At 72.1% G+C, this 24,125-nt stretch carries 20 protein-coding genes; 11 read left to right on the forward strand and 9 right to left on the reverse strand.

Translation table 11 applies throughout. The features are described 5' to 3' along the window. A partial coding sequence (locus tag ABZ953_RS36515) for an aminotransferase class I/II-fold pyridoxal phosphate-dependent enzyme (protein ID WP_361733326.1) occupies positions 1-1,216 on the forward strand: 1,216 nt, incomplete at its 5' end. On the opposite strand, the gene ABZ953_RS36520 is transcribed toward ABZ953_RS36515, so the two are convergent. After that, positions 1,213-1,809, reverse strand: a complete 597-nt coding sequence (locus tag ABZ953_RS36520) for a VTT domain-containing protein (RefSeq protein ID WP_361733328.1) — start codon at positions 1,807-1,809, stop codon at positions 1,213-1,215. The genes ABZ953_RS36515 and ABZ953_RS36520 overlap by 4 nt on opposite strands. An 11-nt stretch (positions 1,810-1,820) precedes the next feature. Then, a complete protein-coding gene (locus tag ABZ953_RS36525; RefSeq protein ID WP_361733330.1) occupies positions 1,821-2,597 on the reverse strand; it encodes an MBL fold metallo-hydrolase in 777 nt (258 codons plus the stop codon). Positions 2,598-2,681: 84 nt separating this feature from the next. Between ABZ953_RS36525 and ABZ953_RS36530 the strand changes: the two genes are divergently transcribed. The 3 genes from ABZ953_RS36530 (at position 2,682) to ABZ953_RS36540 (ending at position 6,861) form a co-directional block, all read left to right on the forward strand. After that, positions 2,682-3,089, forward strand: coding sequence for a hypothetical protein (locus ABZ953_RS36530; protein ID WP_361733331.1), 408 nt, complete (start codon positions 2,682-2,684; stop codon positions 3,087-3,089). A 55-nt stretch (positions 3,090-3,144) separates the two neighbouring features. Next, complete coding sequence (locus ABZ953_RS36535; protein ID WP_361733333.1) at positions 3,145-5,337, forward strand: phage holin family protein; 2,193 nt, start codon at positions 3,145-3,147, stop codon at positions 5,335-5,337. Between the two features lie 84 nt (positions 5,338-5,421). Then, the gene (locus ABZ953_RS36540; RefSeq protein WP_361733334.1) at positions 5,422-6,861 is read left to right on the forward strand and encodes an amino acid permease; all 1,440 of its coding nucleotides are present in this window, start codon (positions 5,422-5,424) and stop codon (positions 6,859-6,861) included. Here ABZ953_RS36540 and ABZ953_RS36545 read toward each other — a convergent pair whose 3' ends face one another. Then, the gene (locus ABZ953_RS36545; protein WP_361733336.1) at positions 6,862-8,493 is read right to left on the reverse strand and encodes a DUF6345 domain-containing protein; all 1,632 of its coding nucleotides are present in this window, start codon (positions 8,491-8,493) and stop codon (positions 6,862-6,864) included. 327 nt (positions 8,494-8,820) lie between these two features. Between ABZ953_RS36545 and ABZ953_RS36550 the strand changes: the two genes are divergently transcribed. From ABZ953_RS36550 to dnaK, 3 genes are all read left to right on the forward strand, one after another. After that, positions 8,821-9,621, forward strand: a complete 801-nt coding sequence (locus ABZ953_RS36550; RefSeq protein WP_361733337.1) for an SAM-dependent methyltransferase — start codon at positions 8,821-8,823, stop codon at positions 9,619-9,621. 131 nt (positions 9,622-9,752) lie between these two features. After that, positions 9,753-10,178 carry an OsmC family protein gene (locus tag ABZ953_RS36555; RefSeq protein WP_361733339.1) on the forward strand — a complete coding sequence of 142 codons (426 nt, stop codon included), beginning with the start codon at positions 9,753-9,755 and terminating at the stop codon, positions 10,176-10,178. Positions 10,179-10,327: 149 nt separating this feature from the next. Then, a complete protein-coding gene (dnaK, locus tag ABZ953_RS36560) occupies positions 10,328-12,187 on the forward strand; it encodes a molecular chaperone DnaK (RefSeq protein WP_361733341.1) in 1,860 nt (619 codons plus the stop codon). Between the two features lie 21 nt (positions 12,188-12,208). Here the strand turns inward: dnaK and narI are convergent, their stop codons facing one another. From narI to ABZ953_RS36580, 4 genes are read right to left on the reverse strand one after another with little or no spacing between them, the layout of a single operon-like run. Beyond that, the gene (narI, locus tag ABZ953_RS36565; RefSeq protein ID WP_361733343.1) at positions 12,209-12,934 is read right to left on the reverse strand and encodes a respiratory nitrate reductase subunit gamma; all 726 of its coding nucleotides are present in this window, start codon (positions 12,932-12,934) and stop codon (positions 12,209-12,211) included. Then, entirely contained in the window at positions 12,931-13,509 is a 579-nt protein-coding gene (narJ, locus tag ABZ953_RS36570) for a nitrate reductase molybdenum cofactor assembly chaperone (protein WP_361733345.1), read from the reverse strand. The genes narI and narJ overlap by 4 nt, the downstream gene beginning before the upstream one ends. Continuing rightward, positions 13,506-15,128, reverse strand: a complete 1,623-nt coding sequence (gene narH / locus ABZ953_RS36575) for a nitrate reductase subunit beta (protein ID WP_361733347.1) — start codon at positions 15,126-15,128, stop codon at positions 13,506-13,508. Before narH ends, narJ begins: the two co-directional genes overlap by 4 nt. A 32-nt stretch (positions 15,129-15,160) precedes the next feature. After that, complete coding sequence (locus ABZ953_RS36580) at positions 15,161-18,841, reverse strand: nitrate reductase subunit alpha (RefSeq protein ID WP_361733348.1); 3,681 nt, start codon at positions 18,839-18,841, stop codon at positions 15,161-15,163. Positions 18,842-19,070: 229 nt separating this feature from the next. On the opposite strand from ABZ953_RS36580, the gene ABZ953_RS36585 reads away from it, so the two are divergent. After that, entirely contained in the window at positions 19,071-19,493 is a 423-nt protein-coding gene (locus ABZ953_RS36585; protein WP_361733350.1) for a hypothetical protein, read from the forward strand. Here the strand turns inward: ABZ953_RS36585 and ABZ953_RS36590 are convergent. Next, positions 19,483-20,334, reverse strand: coding sequence for a helix-turn-helix transcriptional regulator (locus ABZ953_RS36590; RefSeq protein ID WP_361733352.1), 852 nt, complete (start codon positions 20,332-20,334; stop codon positions 19,483-19,485). The two genes, ABZ953_RS36585 and ABZ953_RS36590, sit on opposite strands and share 11 nt — an antisense overlap. 91 nt (positions 20,335-20,425) lie before the next feature. Here ABZ953_RS36590 and ABZ953_RS36595 point away from each other — a divergent pair, with 91 nt between their 5' ends. The 3 genes from ABZ953_RS36595 (at position 20,426) to ABZ953_RS36605 (ending at position 22,487) form a co-directional block, all read left to right on the forward strand. Then, positions 20,426-20,731: a 4a-hydroxytetrahydrobiopterin dehydratase gene (locus ABZ953_RS36595; RefSeq protein WP_361733354.1), complete on the forward strand. Its 306-nt coding sequence runs from the start codon at positions 20,426-20,428 to the stop codon at positions 20,729-20,731. A gap of 6 nt (positions 20,732-20,737) precedes the next feature. Then, a complete protein-coding gene (locus tag ABZ953_RS36600) occupies positions 20,738-21,478 on the forward strand; it encodes a class I SAM-dependent methyltransferase (protein ID WP_361733356.1) in 741 nt (246 codons plus the stop codon). Between the two features lie 184 nt (positions 21,479-21,662). Next, positions 21,663-22,487, forward strand: coding sequence for a class I SAM-dependent methyltransferase (locus tag ABZ953_RS36605; protein WP_361733357.1), 825 nt, complete (start codon positions 21,663-21,665; stop codon positions 22,485-22,487). 9 nt (positions 22,488-22,496) lie between these two features. Here the strand turns inward: ABZ953_RS36605 and ABZ953_RS36610 are convergent, their stop codons facing one another. Next, entirely contained in the window at positions 22,497-23,927 is a 1,431-nt protein-coding gene (locus ABZ953_RS36610; protein WP_361733359.1) for a glycosyltransferase family 39 protein, read from the reverse strand. Positions 23,928-24,125 lie beyond the last annotated feature (198 nt).

Here is a 24,125-nt window from a genome sequence, read left to right on the forward strand (position 1 = left end):
CGGTCTGCCCCGGCGCCCCCGGCACCTGTCCGGGCGGACCCGGCGGGCCCGGCGGCGCTCCCCGGCCGAGCCCGCGGGCGGCGGCCCGGCCCTCCTCGACGCCGCGAGCGGCTACTGGGCCCGGCGCGGTCTGCCCGTGGAGCGCGAGCAGATCGCCGCCGCCCCCGGCGCACCGCCCCTGCTCCTCGCCCTCGCCGCGGCCGTCGGCGGCGACGTCCTGCTGCCCCGCCCCTGCCCCGCCTGGTGGGCGCCCCAGGCGCGGCTGCTCGGCAGCGGCGTCTACCACGTGCCGACACCCGCCGAGTGCGGCGGCGTCCCCGACCCGTACGCCCTCCTGGAGACCGTCCGCCGGGTCCGTGCCGAGGGCGGCAGACCCCGGCTCCTCGTGCTCTCCGTGGCCGACGACCCCACCGCCACCGTGCCGCCCCCCGACGTGCTGCACGAGGCCCTGGAGGCGGCCGCGGGCGAAGGCCTGCACATCGTCAGCGACGAGACCTGGCGCGACACCCTGCACCACCCCCGCGACACCGTCCTGGTCGGCCCCGCCGAGATGGACCACGAGCGGGTGACCGTCATCGGCGACCTGGCCGGGGCGCTCCTCCCGCCCGCACTGCCCGCCGCCGTCGCCCGCTTCCCCGCGACCGACGCGGGCGCCGCCCTGCGCGCCCGCACCCTGGACGTCCTCACCGCACTCGGCGCGACCCTCGCCGCCCCGGCCGCCGCCGCTGCCTCCTACGCACTCGGCGAACCGGACGAGATCACCGAACGGCTCGCCGCCGCCGTCCGCCTGCACGCGCGGGTGGCCGCCGCCGCGCACCGCGCCGTCCTCGCCGGGGGCGCCCTCGCCCGGCCCCCGCAGGCGGGCCGCCACCTCTACGCGGACCTGGGCCCCCTGCGGTCCGCGCTCGCCGCACGCGGCGTCGGGGACGCGCAGGACCTGGAGGACTTCCTCGCCGAACGGCTCGGCATGCCCGCACCGGGCGGCCACCGCTTCGGCGACGACATCGACGCCCTGCGCGTACGGCTGTCCACCGGGCCGCTGCTCGGCTCGACCCGGGCCGAACGCCTGGCAGCGCTCACCGCACCGGACCCGCTGGAACTGCCGCACGTGGAGCGGGCGTTGCGGACGTTCGGGGCGGCCTTCGACGATCTCCGCGCGGCAGACCGGCGATCGCAGCCCCCGCGGGCCCGGCCTGATCCAAACGAAAGGCTCTAGGTGTGCCGGACCCGGCGCCACACCGCGGGCGCCACGCTGAGCAGCACCGTCAGCGCGACCGCCACCACGACGCCCTCCCACGGCTCTCTGAAGAGGGACCCGCCCAGGATGCCGATCAGCTGGTACGTCACCGCCCACGCGAGGCACGCCGGAACGTCGCCGCGGGCGAACCGGCGCAGCGGCATGTCCGCCATCAGGCACGCCAGCATCACCGGAATCCGGCCCGCGGGCACGAGCCGCGACAGCACGAGGACCATCACACCGTGGTCCTCCAGCTTCGCCTGCGCCTGCGCGAGGCGCTCCTCGGGCGCCCGGTCACGGATCGCCGCGAGCCAGCGCGAACCGTTCTTCGACCGCATGCCGCGCCGCCCGAGCCAGTACAGGGCGACATCCCCGAGGAACGCGGCGAACGCCGCGACGCCGAAGACGACGAGCAGCGAGAACGGCGACGTCTGGTGGACGGCGACCACCGCCGCCGAACTGACCAGCGCGCCCGTCGGCACCACAGGCACCAGCGCGCCGATCACCACGAGGAGGAACAGCGACGGATAGGTGACCGCCTGCTGGGTGCTCTCCGGCGGCACCTGCGTCACCGCGGTGAGTATCACCGGGCCACCTCCGGCAGCACGCTCTCCCCGTGCCCGAGCCGGTGCACCGTCACCCCGGGGGCGAGCCGGGCCGCCTGCCGGACGAACTCGTGGCCCGGCGTGTGGAACTCGTGGGGGCGCACGGCGTCCATGCCGATCGGCCAGTACGTGCCGTAGTGCACCGGGATCGCGCTGCGCGGCGCGAGCCGGGCGAGCGCCTCGGCGGCACGGCCCGCGTCCAGGTGCCCCTGGCCCAGATAGGGGCCCCAGCCGCCCACCGGAAGCAGCGCCACGTCCACCTCGCCGACCTCGTCGGCCATTTCGTCGAACAGTCCGGTGTCCCCCGCGAAGTACGTGCGCGCCTCGCCGTCCACGACATACCCCAGAGCGGGCGAACGGTGCGGGCCGACCGGAAGGCGCCGCCCGTCGTGCCGCGCGGACACCACCCGTACGGCGACCTCGCCGACCGGGACCGTATCGCCCGGCACGACCTCGGTGAAGCGCAGGTGGGGCAGGCGCCGGGTCAGGCCGGGCAGCGCGCGGGCCGTCCCGCGCGGGACCAGCGCGCGGGTGCCGGGCGCGAGCCGGGCGAGCGAGGGCACGTGCAGGTGGTCGGCGTGCAGATGGGACAGGAGCACGACATCGGCGACCGCCGCGCCGGGTGGCGGCAGCGCGCCCCTGCGGCGCCGCAGATGCGCCAGGCGGCGGGCGAACAGGGGGTCGGTCAGTACGCGGACGCCCGAGTCCTCGACCGTGCAAGTGGCGTGACCCCACCATGTGACCTCGACGGGCACCCGGTTCCTCCTTCGTGCGACTGTCTCCGAGCCTACGGCCAGGAGTAGGGTCGGCGGCCTACGCCGAGGGTGAGGGGAGACTCCATGGGAGAGATCGTGCGCGCCGCGGCGATCGCCAGCCTGACGCCCCTGGAGGAGCTCGACGCCGACCCCTTCCTGGTCGACTCGCGCAGCCAGCACGCGATGTGCGCGCGGTGGGCGGCCGCGCACGGGTACGTGATCACTCGGGAGTTCGTCGTACGAGGCCTGCGCGCCGACCACGCGATGCTGTGGGGCGACGTCGAGGCGGGCCTGGTGGACCTCTTCGTGGTGCCGAGCCGCAGGGTTCTGGAGCGGGCGCTGCGGTCTGCCGACGAGTTCACCGCGGAGTGCGCGCGGCGGGGGGTGCGGGTGGAGACGGCCGGGCTCGCCGAACCGGCGTACGACTCGCAGATGAAGGCGCGGGTGCATCGGCGGCTTTCGATGCCGACCGCGGGGTACGACGGGCGCTGACGCCTGTCGGCGGGGGTGCGGGTGGGTGTGTGGGCCTGCACCTCTGAGGGGCCGGATGGCGGGGTGTGGCACGCTGGTGTCCGGTTCGGGGGGAAACGTGAAAGGTCTTGGCGTGGGGCAAGGGCGATGGCGGAGAGTCGGCAGCGCGCTGTGGCGGGTGGTCGCCGTATGGGCCGTCAGCACGCTGACGATGCTCGTCCTCGCCGGCATCCTGCCGGACTTCAAGCTCCAGTCGGACAACGGCGACAGCGCCACCCGTATCGCGATCACCGCCGCCCTCGGCGCCGGTGCCTTCGGTCTGCTCTCCGTACTGGTGTGGCCGCTGCTCGTGCGGGCGCTGCTGCTCGTGCCCGCTCTCGTGCTCGGGCTGCTCGCCTTCTTCCTCAACGGGTCGCTGCTCCTGCTCGCCCTGAGCCTCATCCCTGAGGGGCGCGGTGAGGCGGGGGCCGAGACCGCCGTCGTCGTCGCCGCGGTGATGTCCGCCGTCGCCTCGGCCACCGGCGGCGCCCTCGCCGTGCGGGACGACGACGCCTACCGCCGACGCCTCTACCGGCTCGCCGACCGCCGCCGTCGGCGCGGGCCGGACGGTGCCCCGGGGCCCACGACGCCCGGCACCGTGTTCATCCAGCTCGACGGCGTCGGGCACGACGTACTCACCTCCGCCGTCGGCAAGGGCCTCATGCCCACCGTCGCCCGCTGGCTGGGAGAGCTTCCCACGCACCGGCTCACCCCCTGGCGTACCGACTGGTCCAGCCAGACCGGCGCCAGCCAGCTCGGCATCCTGCACGGCTCCAACCACGACGTGCCCGCGTTCCGGTGGTACGAGAAGGACACCGGCGAGGTCATGGTCAGCAACCGGCCCGCCTCCGCCGCGGAGCTGCAGCGGCGGGCCGTCCGGCGCACCGGCGACGGCGGGCTGCTCACCGTCGACGGTGCCAGCCGCGGCAACCTCTTCAGCGGCGGCGCCGAGCAGCTCGCCCTCGTGCTGTCGATCGCGGCCCGCCGCGGCAAGGAGAACCGGTCACGGGCCGGGTACTTCGCGTACTTCTCCGACCCCGCCAACGCCGTCCGCACCGCCCTCTCCTTCGTCGCCGAGGTCTTCCGGGAGATCGGCGAGTCCACCCGCGCCCGGTTCAAGCGGCGCCGCCCGCGGATCGGCCGCGGCGGCCTGTACCCGTTCATCCGCGCCTTCGCGACCGTCGTCGAGCGCGACGTCGTGGTCGCCGCCGTCATCGGCGACATGCTCGCCGGGCGCAGCGCGGTCTACGCCGACCTCGTCGCGTACGACGAGGTGGCACACCACTCCGGGCCCACCGGCAAGGACGTCGAGAAGGTGCTGCGGCGCTTGGACCGCTCGCTCGCGCTGCTCGACCAGGTGGCCGAGCACGCGCCGCGCGCCTACCGGATCGTGGTGCTCTCGGACCACGGGCAGAGTCCGGGCGAGACGTTCCGCGCCCGGTACGGCCTGACCCTCGGCGATCTGGTCCGGGCGGGCTGCGGGCTGCCCGTGCCGCGCAAGGCGCAGCGCACCCACAGCGGCGCCGAGGCCCGTTCGGCGGTGCGGGCCGCGCTGCGCAGGCCCGTTGAGGAGGGCGCCGACCAGCACCGTCCGGCCCGCCGCGCCGAGCCGATCGTGCTCGCTTCGGGCAACCTCGGGCTCATCTCGTTCCCGGACGTGCCGCACCGGATGACGCGTGAGGAGATCGACCGCCGCCATCCGGCGCTGCTCGCCACCCTCGCCAACCACCCGGGGATCGGCTTCCTCCTCGTACGCAGCGCGGAGCGGGGCCCGCTGGTGCTCGGGGCGCGGGGCGCCGAGGTGTATCTGGACGAGGATCCAGGACCGGCCGGTCTCGGGCCGCTCACCGACTTCGGGCCCGGCGCCGCGGACGCCGTGCGGCGCACCGACGGCTTCCCGCACGTCGCCGACATCATGGTCAACTCCTGGTACGACCCGGAGGAGGGCGAGGTGCTCGCCTTCGAGGAGCAGATCGGCTCGCACGGCGGGCTCGGCGGGGCGCAGGCCCGTCCCTTCCTCCTTTCGCCGCTCGTGCTCGGCGACCCGGTGGCGGACGGGACGGAACTGGTGGGCGCCGAGCAGCTGCACCGCGTCCTGCGCCGCTGGCTGGGGGAGGACCTGGGGCCGCAGATTCCGCTGGCCGTTCCCGTGCACGATTCGTTGTTCGACTCCCCGGACAGCACAGCATTTACGGCTTCCGGCCGCGCCGCACAGGACAAAACACACTGATTTGGAGCGGCGCCCGCCGTGCCCGACCATGGCTTCCGCCCGGCGGTCCCGGGCGCCAGGGCACGACGAGAGGCGCACCACCCCATGCACGACACCGGAACCGTGGCACCGTCGGCTCCGGCCTCCGACCAGGGAGAATCGGCGCGGTCCGCCGACCCGGGCGCCCAGAGCGAGCACGCACAGAGCAAGCACGCGCGGAGCTTCGGGCTCCCCGTCGCCATGTGCCTCGTCATGGGGAACGTCATCGGCGGCGGCATCTTCCTGCTGCCCGCCTCGGTCGCCCCGTTCGGCACCATCAGCCTCGTCGCGTTCGCCGTCCTGACCGCCGGCGCCATCGCCCTCGCGCTCGTCTTCGGGCGGCTCGCGGAGCGTGATCCGCGCACGGGTGGCCCCTACGTCTACGCCCGCGCCGCCTTCGGTGACTTCGCCGGGTTCCTGGCCGCCTGGTCGTACTGGATCACCACCTGGGTGTCCAACGCGGCCCTGGCCGTCGCCGCCGTCGGCTATCTCGACGTCCTCATGCCGGTCAACGACCACAAGTGGACCGCCTGCCTGGCCGCCCTGGTCCTGCAACTCCTGCCCGCGCTCGCGAACCTCGCGGGCACGCGATACGTCGGCGCCGTCCAACTGGTCGCCACCGTACTGAAGTTCCTGCCGCTGCTGCTCGTCGCGGTCGGCGGTCTCTTCTTCTTCGACAGCGCCAACCTCGGGCCGTTCCAGGCGAGCGACGACAGCCCGACGGGGGCCGTCTCCGCGGCCGCCGCGATCCTGCTCTTCTCGTATCTGGGCGTCGAGTCCGCCGCCGTCAGTGCGGGCGAGGTGCGCGACCCGCGGCGCAACGTCGGGCGCGCCACCATCTACGGCACCCTCGGCGCCGCCCTCGTCTACCTGCTCGGCACGCTCGCCGTCTTCGGGACCGTCGCGCACGACAAGCTGGTGACCTCCACCGCGCCCTTCTCGGACGCCGTCGACGTGATGTTCGGTGGCTCCTGGGGCGGCACCGCGGTCGCCGTCGCCGCACTGATCTCGATGGTCGGCGCGCTCAACGGCTGGACGCTGCTCAGCGCCCAGACGCCGTACGCGGCGGCCCAGGACGGTCTCTTCCCGAGTGCGTTCGGCAGGAAGAAGCGCGGCGTGCCGACCGTCGGGGTCCTCGTCACCGTCGTCCTCGCCTCGCTGCTCACCGTCTACAACTACACGGCGGGTTCCGGCGGTGTCTTCGAGTCCCTGGTCCTGATCACGACGTTCACGGCCACCGTGCCCTACCTCCTGGCCACCGCCGCGCAGATCTACTTCCTGCTCTCCGGGCAGCGCGAGCGCGTCGTCCGCGGGCGGCTGGTGCGGGACGCGGTCCTCGCGGGTGCGGCGTTCGCGTTCTCGATGTGGCTGGTCGCGGGCTCCGGGTACGCGGCCGTCTACCAGGGCGTGCTCTTCCTCTTCGTGGGCGTGCTCTGCTACGCGTGGATGGCGGCCCGCAAGCAGCGGGCCGCCACCGTCGACGACCGGTCCGGTTCCGGCTCCTGACTACCGCGCGAGCGGTGCGACGACCCAGCGGCGGGTCTTGAACATGCTGCCCTGCGCGCCGATCTCGATCAGCTTGCGGGCCGCCGGGTAGGCCTCGTTGCCCTCCATCTCGTAGCCGACCTCGAACGTGCCGGGGACGTCCGAGACCTGGGGCGGACGCTGTGCCGCCGCGCCCGGCGCCGCCGCGTCGGCGGTCTCCGCCGCGAGGTGGGCGAGCAGCTTGCGCTGTGCCGCGTCGAGCGCCTTGCGCGGGTCGCGCTCCAGCGGCGCCGCCGTGGCCTTGCCGCCCTTGGGCGGCGGCGGCGACACCTCGGTGCTCGGCTCGCGGGTGACGCCGGTGGCCTGGCGGGTGGCGATCTGCGCCTGGACGGGGGTGCCGTCGTTGTCGAGGCCGACGCGGATGAGGCCGCGGCCCGGAGTGATGACGGGGACGCCGTCGAAGACCTGCCGGAACGTCACGTGGGTCTGCAGCGAGACCGGGCGCCCGATCTCCGAGCCGTCCTTCGTGCCGGAGTTCTGCATCAGGTCGTGCACGCTGTCGACGACGAGGTCGGCGCCCTCTGCGTAGCGCTCGGCGATGCCGCGTGCCGTCTCGACCGCGCGGTCGGTGGACAGCTGCTGGGTGTTGCGGTGGTTGGGCTCGGCGAGCCTGATCCAGCGGTTGCCCTGCGGGCCTGTGGAGATGACGCGGTCGCCGGAGGTCGCGCTCAGCACGCCGAGGCGCTCGACCGACACGTCCTGCAGCGCCGCCGACGGTATGTCGGCCAGCTCCCCGAGCCGGCTGAGTTCCGCGCTCGGGTCACGGGGCGCCAATTGGACGATCTTCTGCTGGCCGGGCAGTTGGGTGAGCAGTTCCCGGACGCCCTGGCGGGCGTAGTACCAGCGCCACGCGTACCAGTTGTCCGGCACGTGGTCGCGGTAGAAGTTGCGTTCGGTGTTGAGGCGGTTGGTGGCCTCGGCCTGGGTGGATCCGACGGCGCACACCGAGGGTGCCTGGCCGTGGTAGATGTCCCAGCTGGCGTTGAGCCACGCGTCGCAGTACGTCTGCCCGGCCCGCCACTTCTCCCAGAACTTCTTGCCGTAGTCGCCGCTGTCGATGGAGGTGGTCTCGAACCCGAAGATCATCCGGAAGCCGATGTTGGGTCCGGCCCAGGTGCGGATCGGGGAGTGGCCGCCGGTGACCTTCAGCGAGTCACAGGTCGACCAGAAGACGTAGTTGGCCTTCTCGTTGCCGAGCGCCATCCGGTTGGAGATGGCGTCGCTGCGGCCGTCCCAGGCGGCGCCGAGCGGCGCGAAGAAGACGCCGTTGCCGTCCATGCCGCCGTGGCCCGAGTGGTAGACGGCGACGACCGCGTCCATGCCGTAGCGGTCCTGCCAGTTGTCGTACGTCTCCTCGTACGCCCACACCTGCGCGCCGCCGTCGGCGAACCAGAAGTTGCGGTCGTAGAACTGCTGGAGGTACGCCAGCCAGCCGGTGGCGTCCTCGTGCGTGTGGTAGAGCGTCGCCTGGTTGACGAACTTCTGGATGCTGAAGGCACCCCACCAGCCGAAGGTCGAGTCCCGGTCGCCGGCCGCTCCGGGCTTCTCCGGTTCGAGTGGAGAGGGACCGCGGTCCGAGTAGTTGATGCGCATGGCCATACCCCCTGAGACGGTCTCCTCGCTCTGTGCGCGAGGGGGCCTCAAAGTGTCACCGCGGACGCGCCTTGCCCAGTTGTCATTCCGGCCATAGGCCCCCTGTCACGCGCCTGTTCCCGCACCTCACAGGCCCCTGTGGCGCGGCGGCGCACACAACTTGTTCGTATCGGCCGACGCGCACCTGCGGCCCCCGCTCGAACACCACCCGGGCCCCGCGCGGCCCGTTTCCACCCAAGTCCTCCAGACGGAGCCGGGGTGCGGGGCCCGCGGGTGAACGGCGTAGCGTCTGCACTTCAAAGTCGGTGGCGAGGAGCGGAGTTACCCATGAACAGCGCGGACGGTCGGATCGATACGTCGACCGCACACTCGGCCCGGGTGTACGACTACATCCTGGGAGGCAAGGACCACTACCTTGTCGACGTCGAGGCGGGCGACGCCATGTGCAGCCACTGGCCGGCGCTGCCCGTGCACATGCTGGAGAACAGGCGGTTCATGCACCGCGCCGGGCGGTACCTCGCCCAGGAGCAGGGCATCCGGCAGTTCCTCGACATCGGCACCGGGCTGCCCACCGCCCCCAACCTGCACGAGGTGGTGCAGGACGTGGCGCCGGAGTCCCGTGTGGTCTACGTCGACAACGACCCCATCGTGCTCGCCCACGCCCGTGCCCTGCTGCAGAGCTCCCCCGAGGGGGCGACCGCCTATGTCGACGCCGACATGCACGATCCCGACGCCATCCTGGACAGCCCCGAGTTCCGCGCGCTGATAGATCTGGACGAGCCGGTCGGCCTGATGGTCATCGGGATCCTGCACTTCATCCTGCCGCCGGACGACCAGAGCCTGGTGCGGCGGCTGCTCGAACCGCTGCCGTCGGGCAGCTTCCTGGCACTCACGATCGGCACCGCCGACTTCGCGCCCGAGGAGGTCGGCCGGGTGGCCGAGGAGTACGCGCAGCAGGGCATGCCCATGGTGCTGCGTGACCTGCCGACCGCCACGTCCTTCTTCGACGGCATGGATCTGGTCGACCCGGGCGTCACCCAGGTGCACACGTGGCGTCCGGGCCCCTTGCAGGACGGCGTCGACGACCGGGCGATCGCCATGTACGGGGCGGTGGCCCGCAAGCGCTGACGGGCGGCCGCCGGAAGTGATCGGCCTTTGGCCGGTCGGCGATCCACCCGTGCCCCGATTCCGCCCGGAGTGTGATCGGATGGCGGCATCGGGACCTCCGAACACACAACCGCACTGAAGGGAACTGCATCGTGGCAACCACGCGCTCCGCGCACACGGTCTGGGAAGGCTCTCTGGCAGAGGGCTCGGGCACCGTCACCTTCGACTCCTCCGGCATCGCGGAGCAGCCGGTGTCCTGGCCGTCGCGCGCCGAGGAGGCGAACGGCAAGACCAGCCCGGAGGAGCTCATCGCCGCCGCGCACGCCAGCTGCTTCGCCATGGCGCTGTCGCACACCCTGACCGGCGCGGGCAACCAGCCCACCCGCCTCGTCACCTCCGCCGACGTGACCTTGACGCCCGGTACCGGCATCACCGGCATCCACCTCACCGTCGAGGGCACCGTGCCCGGCATCGACGAGGCCGCCTTCGTCGAGGCGGCCGAGAAGGCCAAGGGCGGCTGCCCCGTGAGCCAGGCCCTCACGGGCACGACCATCACGCTTTCGGCCAAGCTGGCCTGAGCGCACGTGGGTTGACGATGCCGCCGCCCCGGTCGGGGTGGCGGCTTTGTCATGCGCGGCATTGACAAGAGCCCGCTCAAGTTTTGTGATGGAGAACGGAGTAGACCTGGAGACGGGGGACGTGAGCTCGCGGCGGAAGGGACTGGACCATGGCACGTGCGGTCGGAATCGATCTCGGTACGACGAACTCAGTGGTGGCCGTACTGGAGGGCGGTGAGCCCACCGTCGTCGCCAACGCGGAGGGCGCGCGCACCACGCCCTCGGTCGTCGCCTTCGCGAAGAGCGGCGACGTCCTGGTGGGCGAGGTCGCCAAGCGGCAGGCGGTCACCAACGTGGAGCGCACCGCGCGCTCCGTCAAACGCCATATGGGCGACGGTGGTTGGCGCTTCCCGGAAAGCGGCTCCGTGGACGGCACCCGCTACACCGCGCAGGAGCTGTCCGCGCGCGTCCTGCAGAAACTCAAGCGCGACGCCGAGTCCTACCTCGGCGAGGACGTCACCGACGCGGTGGTCACCGTGCCCGCGTACTTCGACGACACCCAGCGCCAGGCCACCAAGGAGGCCGGGGAGATCGCCGGGCTCAACGTCCTGCGCATCATCAACGAACCGACGGCGGCGGCCCTCGCGTACGGCCTCGACAAGGGCGACGACGAGACCGTCCTCGTCTTCGACCTCGGCGGCGGCACCTTCGACGTCTCGCTCCTGGAGATGGGCGAGGGCGTCATCGAGGTCAAGGCCACCAACGGTGACACACAGCTCGGCGGCGACGACTGGGACCAGCGGATCGTCGAACACCTGGTGCGCCAGTTCAAGAACGGGCACGGCGTCGACCTCGGCAAGGACAAGATGGCCCTCCAGCGGCTGCGCGAAGCGGCCGAGAAGGCGAAGATCGAGCTGTCCTCGTCGAGCGAGACCGACGTCAACCTGCCCTACATCACGGCCTCGGCGGCGGGCCCGCTGCACCTCGCGGAGAAGCTGACGCGGGCCCAGTTCCAGGAGCTCACCGCGGACCTCCTCGACCGCTGCAAGGAGCCCTTCCACCAGGCGGTGAAGGACGCGGGCGTCAAGCTGTCGGCCGTGGACCACGTGATCCTGGTGGGCGGCTCGACGCGGATGCCCGCGGTGACGGATCTGGTCAGGGAGCTCACCGGCAAGGACCCGCACAAGGGCGTCAACCCCGACGAGGTGGTCGCGCTCGGCGCCGCCCTGCAGGCCGGTGTGATCCGCGGCGACGTCAAGGACGTCCTCCTGCTCGACGTGACACCGCTGTCCCTGGGCATCGAGACCAAGGGCGGCATCATGACCAAGCTCATCGAACGCAACACCACGATCCCCACCCGCCGTTCGGAGACGTTCTCCACCGCCGAGGACAACCAGCCCTCCGTCGGCATCCAGGTCTTCCAGGGCGAGCGGGAGATCGCCGCGTACAACAAGAAGCTCGGCGTCTTCGATCTGACCGGCCTGCCGCCCGCCCCGCGCGGCGTCCCCAAGATCGAGGTCACCTTCGACATCGACGCCAACGGGATCATGCACGTCTCGGCGAAGGACGAGGCCACGGGCCGCGAGCAGCGCATGACGGTGACCGGCGGTTCCGCGCTGCCCAAGGACGACATCAACCGCATGGTGCGGGAGGCCGAGGAGCACGCGGAGGAGGACCGCAAGCGCCGCGAGGCGGCGGAGACCCGGAACCAGGCGGAGCAGCTCGTCTACCAGACGGAGCGGTTCCTGCGGGACAACGGCGACAAGGTGCCCGCCGACACCAAGGCCGAAGTGGAGTCCGCGGCCGAGGAGTTGAAGGGGCTGCTCAAGGACCGGGCCGACGACACGGCGGCCCTGCGCACCGGCGCCGAGAAGCTCGCCGCGGTGAGCCAGAAGATGGGCCAGGCGATGTACGCGGCCTCCGACGGGGCCGCCCAGGAGCAGACGTCCACCGAGGCCGCCCCCGAGGACGGCGTGGTGGACGCCGAGATCGTGGACGAGGACGACCGGAACAAGGGCGGTGATACGTAGGTGACATGGGGGCGGACGGGTTCAGGAACCCGTCCGCTCCCAGCCCCGCCGGTCGGGCCGTGCCCCTACCCGCTTCGGGTCCCGGGTGCGGTAGACCACGTACGGCCGGAACAGGTACTGCACCGGCGCGCTGAACATGTGGATGAGCCGGGTGAAGGGCAGCAGCGCGAAGAGCAGCATGCCGATGACCGCGTGGATCTGGAAGGTGAGCGGGACGCCCACCATGCGGTCCACGTCCGGCTGGAGGGTGAACAGGCTGCGGGACCAGGGGGCGATGGACTCGCGGTAGTTGTACCCCTCCTCCAGACCGGAGTTGGTGAGCTTGGCCCACATGCCCATCACGATCGCCGCGAGCAGCACGACGTACATCACCTTGTCGTTGGCGGTGGTCGCCCGGAACACCGGCGCGTTGGTGCGGCGGCGGTAGAGCAGCATCAGGATGCCGAGGACCGCGACCGCGCCCGCCGCGGTGCCGCCCCACAGCGACAGCTTGTGGTACGTGCTCTCGGTGAGGCCGACCTTGTCCGTCCAGGACTCCGGCACGAACAGGCCCATCAGATGGCCGACGAGCACGAAGAGGATGCCGTAGTGGAACATCGGCGACGCGATGTTGAGGAGCTTCGACTCGTAGACCTGTGAGGAGCGCGTGGTCCAGCCGAACTTGTCGTAGCGGTAGCGCCAGATGATGCCCGCGACGAGCAGGACGAAGGCGACGTAGGGAAGCACGCCCCACAGCAGCGTTTTCATGAGGGTCGCTCCCCGATGAGTGCGAAGGGTTGCAGTCCGACGTCCTCGCGCGGCGGACCGGAGCGGGCGAGGGCCAGCGCCTCCGCGCGGTCCTTGGGCGAGGGTCCTGGCAGCGTCGCGCAGACCGCCTCGACGACCGCCGCGTACGGCGTGCCGCAGTCGGCCAGCGCGATCCGCAGCAGTTCGAGGCCGCTGCGGTGCTCCGTGAGGAGTACCGGGCCCGCCTGCGCGGAGAACTCCAGGACGGCGGGCAGGAAGTCCGGCAGCTCCTCGCCGGTGAACTCCAGGCCGTGCTCCCGGTAGACCTCCTTGAAGCGCACCAGGGCCATGCCGCGCCGCCGCGTGTCGCCGTCCCGCCACCAGCTCAGATACAGGCTGTGGCGGTTCTTGAAGTCGAAGACCTGGACGTAGTGCGCGGCGAGTTCGCGGGGTTCGGCCGCCGTGGCGTACTCCAGGAAGCCGCGGAGCTCAGAGGGCGCCGCCGCCGTGAGCAGGGGCAGCCGCTCGCGGAACTCGTCGTCGGGGTAGGCCAGGCAGAGCGCGGCGGCCTGGTAGAGCAGGGCGTGCCGGGTCACGTCTCGTCCTCCTTGGGCGCGTGGGCCTTCTCGACGGCGCTGGGTTCCTCGTCGGCGGTCTGCCGGGCCCGCAGCGCGTGGAAGTTCTCGATGGTGACCAGCGGCAGCTGCCTGCGGCCCGAGTCCTGTCCGAACGGCCCGTCGTCGCCCATGCCGGGCCCGCCCTCGTAGTCGAGGCTGCAGGAGTCCGGGAGCGCCGACTCCTCCAGGCGCTGCGCGTCCGCGACGGCCGCGGTCGGGATGACGTACCGGTCCTCGTACTTCGCGATGGCGAGCAGCCGGTACATCTCCTCGATCTCGGACCCCGACATCCCCACCGCCTCCGCGGTCGAACCGTCCGGCCGGTCACCGAGGTTGATGGCCCGCATGTGGGCGCGCATCGCCGCCAGCTTCTCCAGGGAGGAGCGCACGGGCCCGACGTCGCCGGCCGTGAAGATCTCCGCGAGGTATTCGAGGGGGATGCGCAGCGTGTCGATCGCGCCGAACAGATTGCCCAGGTCCTCGCCGTCGTGGCCGGTCTCGGTCAGCGCGTCCACCACGGGGGAGAGCGGCGGGATGTACCAGACCATCGGCATGGTGCGGTACTCCGGGTGCAGCGGGAGCGCCACCTTGTACTTGCTGATCAGTGCGTGCACGGGGGAGCGGCGGGCCGCCTCCAGCCAGTCATGGCTGATCCCGGACCGCTCCGCGTCGCGGCGCACCTCGGGGTCGTCGGGGTCGAGGAAAACCCCCAACTGCGCCTCGTACAGCTTGTGTTCGTCGGGCTCGGAAGCCGCTTCCGTCACCTTGTCGGGGTCGTAGAGGATCACTCCGAGATAGCGCAGGCGTCCCACGCACGTCTCCGAGCAGACGGTGGGCAGGCCCACCTCGACGCGCGGGTAACACATCGTGCACTTCTCGGCCTTGCCGGTGCGGTGGTTGAAGTAGACCTTCTTGTACGGGCAGCCGGTCACGCACTTGCGCCAGCCGCGGCACTGGTCCTGGTCGACGAGGACGATGCCGTCCTCCGCGCGCTTGTACATCGCTCCGGACGGGCAGGACGCCACGCACGCCGGGTTCAGGCAGTGCTCGCAGATGCGCGGCAGATAGAACATGAAGGTCTGCTCGAACGCGAACTTGACCTTGTCGGCGGCCTGTTCGCGGGTCTTGGCGACCATCGGGTCCAGATCGCCGTGTTCGGTGGCGCCGCCGAGGTTGTCGTCCCAGTTCGAGGACCACTCGATCTTCATGGGCTTGCCGGAGATCAGGGAGCGGGGTTCGGCCACCGGGTAGTCGTCGCCGAGCGGGGCGTCGGTGAGGTTCCGGTACTCGTACGTCCAGGGCTCGTAGTAGTCCTTGATCTCCGGGAGCTTGGGGTTGGAGAAGATCTCCAGGAGGGACTTGATCCGCCCGCCGTTCTTCAGCTTCAGGGCGCCGCGCTTGTTCAGCTCCCAGCCGCCGCGCCACTTCTCCTGGTCCTCGTAGCGGCGCGGATAGCCCTGCCCGGGGCGGGTCTCGACGTTGTTGAACCAGACGTACTCCATGCCGTCGCGGTTGGTCCACGCCTGCTTGCAGGTGACCGAGCACGTGTGGCACCCGATGCACTTGTCGAGGTTCATGACCATCGCGATCTGTGCCATCACTCGTCCATGAGTGACTCCGTCACGGGGCATCAGTAGGTGACCTCCTGGTCGCGGCGGCGGATGACCGTCACCTCGTCGCGCTGGTTGCCCGTCGGGCCCAGATAGTTGAACGCCCAGGACAACTGCGCGTAACCGCCGATGAGATGGGACGGCTTGAGGATCAGCCGGGTCAGCGAGTTGTGGATGCCGCCGCGCTTGCCGGTGGTCTCCGCCTTGGGGACGTTCACGGTGCGTTCCTGCGCGTGGTGCATGAAGACGGTGCCGGCCGGCATGCGGTGCGAGACGATCGCGCGGGCCACCACCACGCCGTTCCTGTTGACGGCCTCGATCCAGTCGTTGTCCTTCACGCCGATGGCGTCCGCGTCCTGCGGCGCCATCCAGATGCACTGGCCGCCGCGCGAGAGCGACAGCATGAAGAGGTTGTCCTGGTACTCGGAGTGGATCGACCACTTGTTGTGCGGTGTGAGGTAACGGACCGTCACCTCCTTCTCGCCGTCCGGGCCGATCCGCGGTTCTCCGAAGAGGCGGTTCATGTCCAGCGGAGGCCGGTAGACGGGCATCGCCTCGCCCAGCTCGTGCATCCAGTCGTGGTCGATGAAGAAGTGCTGGCGCCCGGTGAGGGTGTGCCAGGGCTTGAGGTGCTCGGTGTTGAGCGTGAACGCCGTGTACCGACGGCCGCCGGACTCGCTGCCGCTCCACTCCGGCGAGGTGATCACCGGCACGGGCGCGGCCTGCGTGTCGGCGTACGTGATGCGCTTGCCCTCGTGCTCGGCGGCCAGGTGAGCCATCTCCTGGCCGGTGCGCGCCTCCAGGGTGTGGAAGCCCTGGGTGGCGAGGCGGCCGTTCGTCGTGCCGGACAGGGCGAGGATGGTGTTGGCCGCCTTCACCGCCGTGTCCAGGGCGGGGCGGCCGTCCGCGGGCCCGCCGCGCACGACGCCGTTGCGCTCGCGCAGCTCGTCCACCTCCTGGTCGGGGTGGAGGGCGATGCCCTTCGCGGGCAGCCCCAGCTGCTCCACCAGCGGGCCGAGGGCGGCGAACTTCGCGCCGATCGCGGTGTAGTCGCGCTCCACCACGGTCAGGATCGGCATGGTCTTCCCGGGGAGCGCCTCGCACTCGCCCTTGCGCCAGTCAAGGACGACCCCGCCGGGCTGCGCGGTCTCGCCGGGAGTGTCGTGCTGCAGCGCGGTGGCGACGACGTCCTTGCGCACGCCCAGGTGGTCCACGGCCAGCTCGCTGAGCCGGTCGGCGATGACGCGGAAGGTGTCGAAGTCGGTACGGGCCTGCCAGGGCGGGTCGACGGCCGGGGTGAAGGAGTGCACGTAGGGGTGCATGTCGGTGGTCGACAGATCGTGCTTCTCGTACCAGGTGGCCGCGGGGAGCACGACGTCGGAGAGCAGCGTCGACGAGGTCTGGCGGAAGTCGAGGGAGACGAGCAGGTCGAGCTTGCCCTCGGGCGCCTCGTCGCGCCAGGTCACCGTCGAGGGCCGCTCGTCCGGCGAGGCCTCCTCGGCGCGCAGCGAGGAGTGCGTGCCGAGCAGGTGCTTGGTGAAGTACTCGGCGCCCTTCGCCGATGAGCCGAGGAGGTTGGCGCGCCACAGGGTCAGCACGCGCGGCCAGTTCTCGGGGGCGTCCGGATCCTCGCAGGCGAAGTTGAGGGTGCCCGCCTTGAGTTCGTCGACGACGCCCGCCACCGGGTCGTCCGCCTCGCCCAGGTCGAGGGGGTTGCGGTCGAAGGTCGGGTACGACGGCATCCAGCCGGTGCGTGCGGACAGCGCGAGACAGTCGGCGCCCGTCATCCCGGCGAAGCGGCCCTCGCCAAGGGGTGAGGCGAGCACGTCCGCGGCGAACCTGTCGTAGCGCCACTGGTCGGTGTTGAGGAACCAGTACGCCGCGCCGATCATCTGCCGCGGCGGCCTGCTCCAGTCGTTGGCGCTCGCGAGCGTCGCCCAGCCGGTCGCCGGGCGGCACTTCTCCTGGCCCACGTAGTGCGCCCAGCCGCCGCCGTTGCGGCCCTGGCAGCCGGTGAGCTGCAGCAGTGCGAGGAAGGCCCGGTAGATCGTCTCCGAGTGGAACCAGTGGTTGGTGCCCGCACCCATGAGGATCATGCAGCGCCCGCGCGACTTCTCGGCGGTCCGCGCGAACTCCCGCGCGATCTTCACCGCTTTCGCGGCCGGGACCGAGGTGTGCGCCTCCTGCCAGGCCGGGGTGCCGGGCGCCTCGGCATCCTCGTACGACGAAGGCCACTCGCCCGGCAAGCCCTCGCGCCCCACGCCGTACTGCGCGAGCAGCAGGTCGAAGACCGTCGTGACCAGCGGTCCGTCCTGGCCGCCCAGCCGGGTGGCGGGCACCCCGCGCCGCACGATCTCACCGCGGCCCTGGCCGTGCGTGCCGCCCTCGGTGTCGAAGCGGGGGAGCAGCACCTCGACGCCGGTCGCGACCGCTGAGCCCCGCAGCGTCAGCATCGGCTTGATGTCACCGAGATCCAGGTTCCACTTGCCCTTGCCCGAATCGGTCCAGCGGAAGCCGAGCGAGCCGTTCGGCACGGCGGGCCGCCCGGTGTTCTCGTCGAGGACGGCCGTCTTCCAGTCGCCGCCCTCGCCGTCCTGCCCGAGGTCCGTGGCGCGCAGGAACTTCGAGGGCACGTACGCGCCGTCGCGCTCGGTGAGCGTCACGAGGAACGGCAGGTCGGTGAACTTGCGCACGTAGTCGGTGAAGAACTCCGTCTGCCGGTCGACGAAGAACTCCTTCAGGATCACGTGGCCCATCGCGATGGCAAGCGCCCCGTCCGTGCCCGGGTGCGGATGCAGCCACTCGTCGGCGAACTTGGCGTTGTCGGCGTAGTCGGGCGCCACCACCACGACCTTCTGGCCGCGGTAGCGGGCCTCGGCCATCCAGTGCGCGTCGGGCGTCCGCGTCACCGGCACGTTCGAGCCCCACATCATCAGATACGCGGCGTCCCACCAGTCACCCGACTCCGGCACGTCCGTCTGGTCGCCGAACACCTGCGGCGAGGCCACCGGCAGGTCCGCGTACCAGTCGTAGAAGGACAGCATGGGCGCGCCGATCAGCGACATGAAGCGGGCGCCCGCCGCGTGCGACACCATCGACATCGCGGGGATGGGGGAGAAGCCCGCGACCCGGTCCGGCCCGAACGTCCGAATCGTGTGGACGTGCGCGGCCGCGATGATCTCGACGGCCTCGTCCCAGGACGCCCGCACCAACCCGCCCTTGCCGCGCGCCTGTTGATAGGCGCGACGCCGCTCGGAGTCGCCCTGGATGTCCGCCCAGGCGAGCACCGGGTCCTTCAGGCGGGCCTTGGCCTCCCGGTACATGTCCAGCAGGACGCCGCGCAGATACGGGTAGCGGACGCGCGTGGGGGAGTACGTGTACCAGGAGAACGCGGCGCCCCGCGGGCAGCCGCGCGGCTCGTACTCGGGGCGGTCGGGGCCGACGCTCGGGTAGTCCGTCGCCTGCGTCTCCCACGTGATGATGCCGTCCTTGACGTACACCTTCCAGCGGCACGAGCCGGTGCAGTTCACGCCGTGCGTGGAGTGCACGACCTTGTCGTGGCTCCACCGGTCGCGGTAGAAGGCGTCCGCGTCGCGGCCACCGGTCAGCCGGACGCTGTGCAGGTCAGGGGCGGCAGTACCGCGCCGGAAGAACTTCCCCGCCCGCAGCAGGGCGGCGGCGGGCTCGGTCGTCTCTGTCACCGTGCAGCTCCCTAGGTGTGCCTCCCACCGAACCTAGGTGCGTGGGCCACGGGACACCTGTCGGCCGCCGCCGTACGGGTTGCCGGGCGGGCGCGCGGCATTACCCCGCACGTAATCGACCAGGTCACGGGCGCCCGGCAGAGTGATGTCAACGGATCCGGTCCGGCGCACTCCGGACCGGATCCGGGTCCCGAAACCGCTCCCCCTCTCCTACGAAAGGCACCCCGCCATGGCCACGTCCACGTACCCGCTCACCGCTCTGGCCCGCACCACCGACCCGCGGACGATGCTGCGCCGCTTCCTCGGCCTCGACGCGGTCGTGACCGCGGGCAACGGCATCGCGTACGCCGCCGCCTCGGGGCCCCTCGGTGACTTCCTCGGCGTCGACTCCACGCTGCTGTTCGGCATCGGTGTCTTCCTCACCCTGTACGGGGTCGGCGTCGGCCTCCTCGCCACCCGCAGGAGGCCGCCGACGCCCGCCGTGCAGGCGGTCGTCGAGGCGAACGCGGCCTGGGCGGTGCTCAGCGTCGTCGCGCTCTTCGCCTGGCTCTCGCCCGGCACGGCGGGAACGGTGTGGATACCGCTCCAGGCCGCGGTCGTCGGCGGCTTCGCCGCGCTGCAATACGCGGCGCTGCGGGCGCTCAGGGGCTGACTCGCGACTGCACGTACTTGACCGTCGCCGGGTCGGCCGGGAGCAGCGTCTCGATGGCCAGCTCGGCGACCGTCACGTCCATCGGCGTATTGAACGTCGAGATCGAGGAGATGAAGGACAGCACGTGTCCGTCGTGCTCGATCCGCAGGGGCAGCGCGAAATAGGGCACGTCCGTCCCCGCCTCGAAGGCGTCCACGCCGGGGTCCGCCACCGGATACGCGGCCACCTCCTCGTACACCGCCCGCAGCGCGTCGGAGCGCTGCAGCGCGATCTGCCGCTCCATCTGGTGCAGCAGGTGCCCCCGCCACTCCCGCAGATTGCGGATCCTGGGCGCGAGGCCCTCCGGGTGCAGAGTGAGGCGCATCGCGTTCGGGGACGACAGAAGGTGCTCGGGGACGCCGTCGAGGATCATCGCGATGCCGCGGTTCGCCGCGACCACGCCGTACGTCGCGTCGACGACCAGGGCCGGATACGGCTCGTAGCCGGCGAGCAGCCGTTCCAGGCCCTCGCGCAGGGTGCCCATGGAGGGGTCGTCCAGTGGGGTCTCGCGGAAGCGCGGCGCGTAACCGGCGGCCAGGAGCAGCGAGTTGCGGTCCCGCACCGGCACGTCGAGGTGGTCGGCGAGACGCAGCAGGAACTCCTCGCTCGGCCGCGACCGGCCCGTCTCGACGAAGCTGATGTGCCGGGCGGAGGAGTCGGCGCGCAGGGCCAGCTCCAGCTGGCTCACCCGGCGCCGCTCGCGCCAGCTCCGCAGCAGCGGACCCGCTCCTGAGGCGTGCTCGTAAGTGGTCCCCTTGGCCTTGCCTCTGGCGTTCCCCTTGGCGGGCGCGGCGGTTGTCATACGTAGACGGTAGTCGAAACGGTTTGTGGCAAGGTGAGCCGCAGACCGCCTTCCCGTCGTGGAGGCGGCCCGCCCGGAAGGAGCCCCGCCCATGACCCCCGAACCGCTCTCGCAGAAGGAGATCGAGGACCGCCTCGCCGAACTGCCCGGCTGGTCCGTGGAGGGCGACAGGATCACCCGCACCTACCGGCTCGGTTCGCACTTCGCGGCGACCGGCCTGGTCGTCCACATCGCGCAGACGCAGGAAGAACTCGGCCACCACTCCGACCTGACGCTCGGCTACAACACCGTCGCGCTCGCCGTGCACACGCACAGCGCGGGCGGCGCGCTCACCGGCCTCGACTTCGAACTGGCCCGCAGGGTCGAGGAGTTGTCCGCCGCGCACGGCGCGGAGTGACGGCCGATGCTGGACTACAGCAAGGAAGCCGACCGGTACGACGTCTCGCGCGGCGGTGAGCCCCGCGCTGCCGCCGCCGCTGCCGCGGTCCTTGGCCTGGTGCCCCCCGACGCGGGCACGCTCCTCGATGTCGCCTGCGGAACCGGCCTGGTCACCCGGTGCCTCGCCGCGCGGCCGGGGCTGCGGGTGACCGGCGTCGACGCCGCCCACCGCATGGCCCGGCTGGCCGCGGGCCGGATGCCCGGAGCGGTCGTCCTCGGCGATAGCCGCCAACTCCCCTTCCCCGACCGGTCCTTCGACGCGGTGAGCACGGTGTGGCTGCTGCATCTGCTGTCCGGGCCCGAGGAGACCTCCTCGGTCGTCGCCGAGTGCGCGCGGGTGCTTCGGCCCGGCGGGGTCTACGTCACCACCGTGGACAAGGCCGCCTCGCACGACGTGCGCAGCGACATCGACGCCGTCCTCGCGCCGCGCCCCGTGGGGCCCGCCGTCGACCGGGCCGAGGCCGTCGACGCCTACGCCGCCGAGCACGCTCTCGCGCCGGAAGGCCGGGCCTCCTTCCGGGGCCACGGCCAGGGCCGCTCGCCGCGCTCCACCGTGGCGGACCTGCGGCGCGGCTGGTTCACCCGGATCCCGCCCGACGGACCGTTGGCCGCACGGTTCGAGGCCGGGCTCGCGGACCTGCCGGACCAGGACCTCGCACGCCCCGACCCGCAGTTCAGCGTGCGCGCGTACCGGAAGCGGCGCTGACCGAACTTTTTGCGATACCGGCAATACCGTTGGGCGGGAACCGGAAACGGGGAGCAGGCTGGCTCCGACGACGGACGAGGACGGCTTGACCGGAAGGCGGCAGAAGACGATGGGGCATCACCACGGGCATGGACATGGGCATGGGCACGGGCACGGGCACGAAGGCGACCTGGACTGGGCCGCCATGGAAGCCATGCTGGAGCGCTACGCACGGGTCGCCGCGCCCCTGTACGGCGAGACGGCCGACTGGCTGAAGCGCTGGGCCCCCGCTCCGGGTGTCGTCGTCGACGTCGGCTCAGGGCCGGGCGCCCTCTCCTTCCTGCTTGCCGACGCCTTTCCCGAGGCGCGGATCGTCGCGGCGGACCCCGAGGAGGCCCTGCTGGCGCGGGCCCGCGAGCGCGCGGGCAACGAGGGCCTCGCGGGCCGCTTCGGCACGGTCCGCGCGGCGCTCCCGGACGACATCGACGACGTGCCGCAGGCCGACCTGCTCTGGCTCTGCAAGTCCCTGCACCACGTGGGCGACCAGGGCGCCGCACTGTCGGCCCTCGCAGGCCGCCTCGCGCCCGGCGGCGCCATCGCCCTCCTGGAGGGCGGACTCGCCGCCCGCTATCTGCCCCGTGACATCGGCTTCGGCCGCCCGGGTCTCCTCGCCCGCATCGAGGCGGCCGACGAGGAGTGGTTCGCGGGGATGCGGGCGGGGCTCGACGGCGCGAAGGACGCGACCGAGGACTGGCCCGCCCTCCTCACCGGCGCGGGCCTGCGGTACGAGGCCACCCGCAGCTTCCTCCTCGACCTGCCCGCGCCGCTCTCGGCGGACGCCCGAGCCCATGTGGTCACCGAGTTCACCCGCCGCCGCGAGATGCACGCGGACCGGCTCGCCGCCGACGACCTCGCCGCCATCGACCGCCTCCTGGACGAGGACGACCCGCAGAGCCTGCACCGGCGCGCCGACCTGTTCCTGCTGACGGCGCAGACGGTGCACGTGGCGGTGAAGGACGACAGGCCCTGACGGCACGCATCAGCAGCCACCGGGGCGCGCGTACAAGATGACGCGTGCCCCGCGCGTGTGCCACGACCGGCACCGTGCGAAGCGGTCCTCGATCACCCGGCGCTTCACCGTCTCCCGGTCGATCGCGTCGAAGCCGCTGCCCGCCGGATCGGTGACAAGGACGATGCGCCGCTCCCCGCTCATGCGGTCGCGGATGACGCCCGCGGGCACCTCCCTGCCGTACAGGGTGTGCGAGGCGGCCGGACTGCGGTCAAGGGCGATGTCCCGCAGTCCCTCGACGGCAGCGGGTGACGACAGGGCCCACACCCTGCGGCGCGACGGCATGTACACCACCGCGTCCCCGGCGTGCCCGGCCGCCCGCACGGCGTGGGCGGCGCCGGTGGAGTTGTCGACGCGGCTCTCGGGCGTCCGCAGGTGCAGGGCCAGGGGGATCAGCGCGGCGAGGGCGGCGAGGACGGTCACCGAGGCGACGGCGGCGCGTCCGGGGCCACCGCGCAGGGACCGGTCGAGGACGCCTCCGGCGAGCAGGGCGAGACCGGCCCAGATGTACAGGACATAGCGGTCCACGAAGAGCGGCTTGACCGGCGCGAGGGCCATCAGCAGGCAGACGGGGGCGGTCAGCAGCGGCAGCGCCACCCGGACGAGCCCGACCGGCCCCGTCCGCCGGGACCCCCACCTCCTGAGGAGTGCGGCACAGCCCACCCCGACCAGGCACACACCGAGGGTCGCCGCGTACTGGCGGGTGTCGAACGAGAGCCACTGCACCTGAGCCTGCTGTCGCCGGCTCAGTACGGCGAGCGGCGCGAGCCCCACCACCGCCGCGCCCGCCGCCGCGGCCCACTGCCGACGCGCGGCGCGGGGAACCGCGAAGGCGTGCCCGGCGAGCGCGAACACCGCGAACTCGTGCAGCAGACACGCGGCCAGCACCAGCGCCGTGTACCGGCACCACAGGCGCCGCGCGCGGGGCCCCTCGGCGGCGACGGCGTCCACCAGGGCGGACGTCGCCCAGACGGTCAGCGCGCAGACCGCGGCGTACGAACGGCCCTCCTGCGCGAAGCGCTGGATCAGCGGGAACGCCGCGAACGCGACACCGGAGAGCAGCCCCGCGCGCGCTCCCGCGAGCCGTCTGCCGAGTAGCGCCACACCGGCGGCGGCCGCGCTCATGGCGAGGACGGAGGGGATCCGCATGACGAGGAGCGGGTCGGCGTCGCCCGTGATCCGGAACAGGCCGTGCATCAGGAGGTAGTAGAGCCCGTGCACCGCGTCCGCGTTGCCCAGCGTGTGCCAGAGATCGGCGAATCCGCGCCGCGAGACGTCGTACGTGACCGCTTCGTCCCGCCACATCGTGCCGCCGCGGCGGATGCCCCAGAGGCCGAGGCCGAGCGCCAGGAGCAGTCCCGGGAGGGCGGTGACGGCCCGCTGTGCGCGTCCGCCGGGCACGGGCCCGCGGGGGCCGCCCCGGGCGGGGCGGAGGGCTGAGCGGGTGGGCAGGGTGGTGGTGATGACGTACTCCCGTGGGTGCGCTGCGAAGGGCAGGAAGGACCCAGGAGCGGGCCCGAAAGGCCCAGTTCAGCGGCGCACGAATTGATGGGCAGCCCTGTTCCGCCGCGTCAATCAATTGCTAGCGTGGCTCGGGAT

The sequence above is a fragment of the Streptomyces sp. NPDC046465 genome (assembly GCF_040646035.1).
Lineage (GTDB): Bacteria > Actinomycetota > Actinomycetes > Streptomycetales > Streptomycetaceae > Streptomyces.

What these genes read in the sequence shown, in the direction of transcription:
- ABZ953_RS36530 (WP_361733331.1), top strand. Translation starts at nt 2,682, where the DNA reads ATGGGAGAGATCGTGCGCGCCGCGGCGATCGCCAGCCTGACGCCCCTG.
- ABZ953_RS36535 (WP_361733333.1), top strand. Translation starts at nt 3,145, where the DNA reads ATGGCGGGGTGTGGCACGCTGGTGTCCGGTTCGGGGGGAAACGTGAAA.
- ABZ953_RS36540 (WP_361733334.1), top strand. Translation starts at nt 5,422, where the DNA reads ATGCACGACACCGGAACCGTGGCACCGTCGGCTCCGGCCTCCGACCAG.
- ABZ953_RS36545 (WP_361733336.1), bottom strand. Translation starts at nt 8,493, where the DNA reads ATGCGCATCAACTACTCGGACCGCGGTCCCTCTCCACTCGAACCGGAG.
- ABZ953_RS36550 (WP_361733337.1), top strand. Translation starts at nt 8,821, where the DNA reads ATGAACAGCGCGGACGGTCGGATCGATACGTCGACCGCACACTCGGCC.
- dnaK (WP_361733341.1), top strand. Translation starts at nt 10,328, where the DNA reads ATGGCACGTGCGGTCGGAATCGATCTCGGTACGACGAACTCAGTGGTG.
- narI (WP_361733343.1), bottom strand. Translation starts at nt 12,934, where the DNA reads ATGAAAACGCTGCTGTGGGGCGTGCTTCCCTACGTCGCCTTCGTCCTG.
- narH (WP_361733347.1), bottom strand. Translation starts at nt 15,128, where the DNA reads ATGGCACAGATCGCGATGGTCATGAACCTCGACAAGTGCATCGGGTGC.
- ABZ953_RS36585 (WP_361733350.1), top strand. Translation starts at nt 19,071, where the DNA reads ATGGCCACGTCCACGTACCCGCTCACCGCTCTGGCCCGCACCACCGAC.
- ABZ953_RS36590 (WP_361733352.1), bottom strand. Translation starts at nt 20,334, where the DNA reads ATGACAACCGCCGCGCCCGCCAAGGGGAACGCCAGAGGCAAGGCCAAG.
- ABZ953_RS36595 (WP_361733354.1), top strand. Translation starts at nt 20,426, where the DNA reads ATGACCCCCGAACCGCTCTCGCAGAAGGAGATCGAGGACCGCCTCGCC.
- ABZ953_RS36600 (WP_361733356.1), top strand. Translation starts at nt 20,738, where the DNA reads ATGCTGGACTACAGCAAGGAAGCCGACCGGTACGACGTCTCGCGCGGC.
- ABZ953_RS36605 (WP_361733357.1), top strand. Translation starts at nt 21,663, where the DNA reads ATGGAAGCCATGCTGGAGCGCTACGCACGGGTCGCCGCGCCCCTGTAC.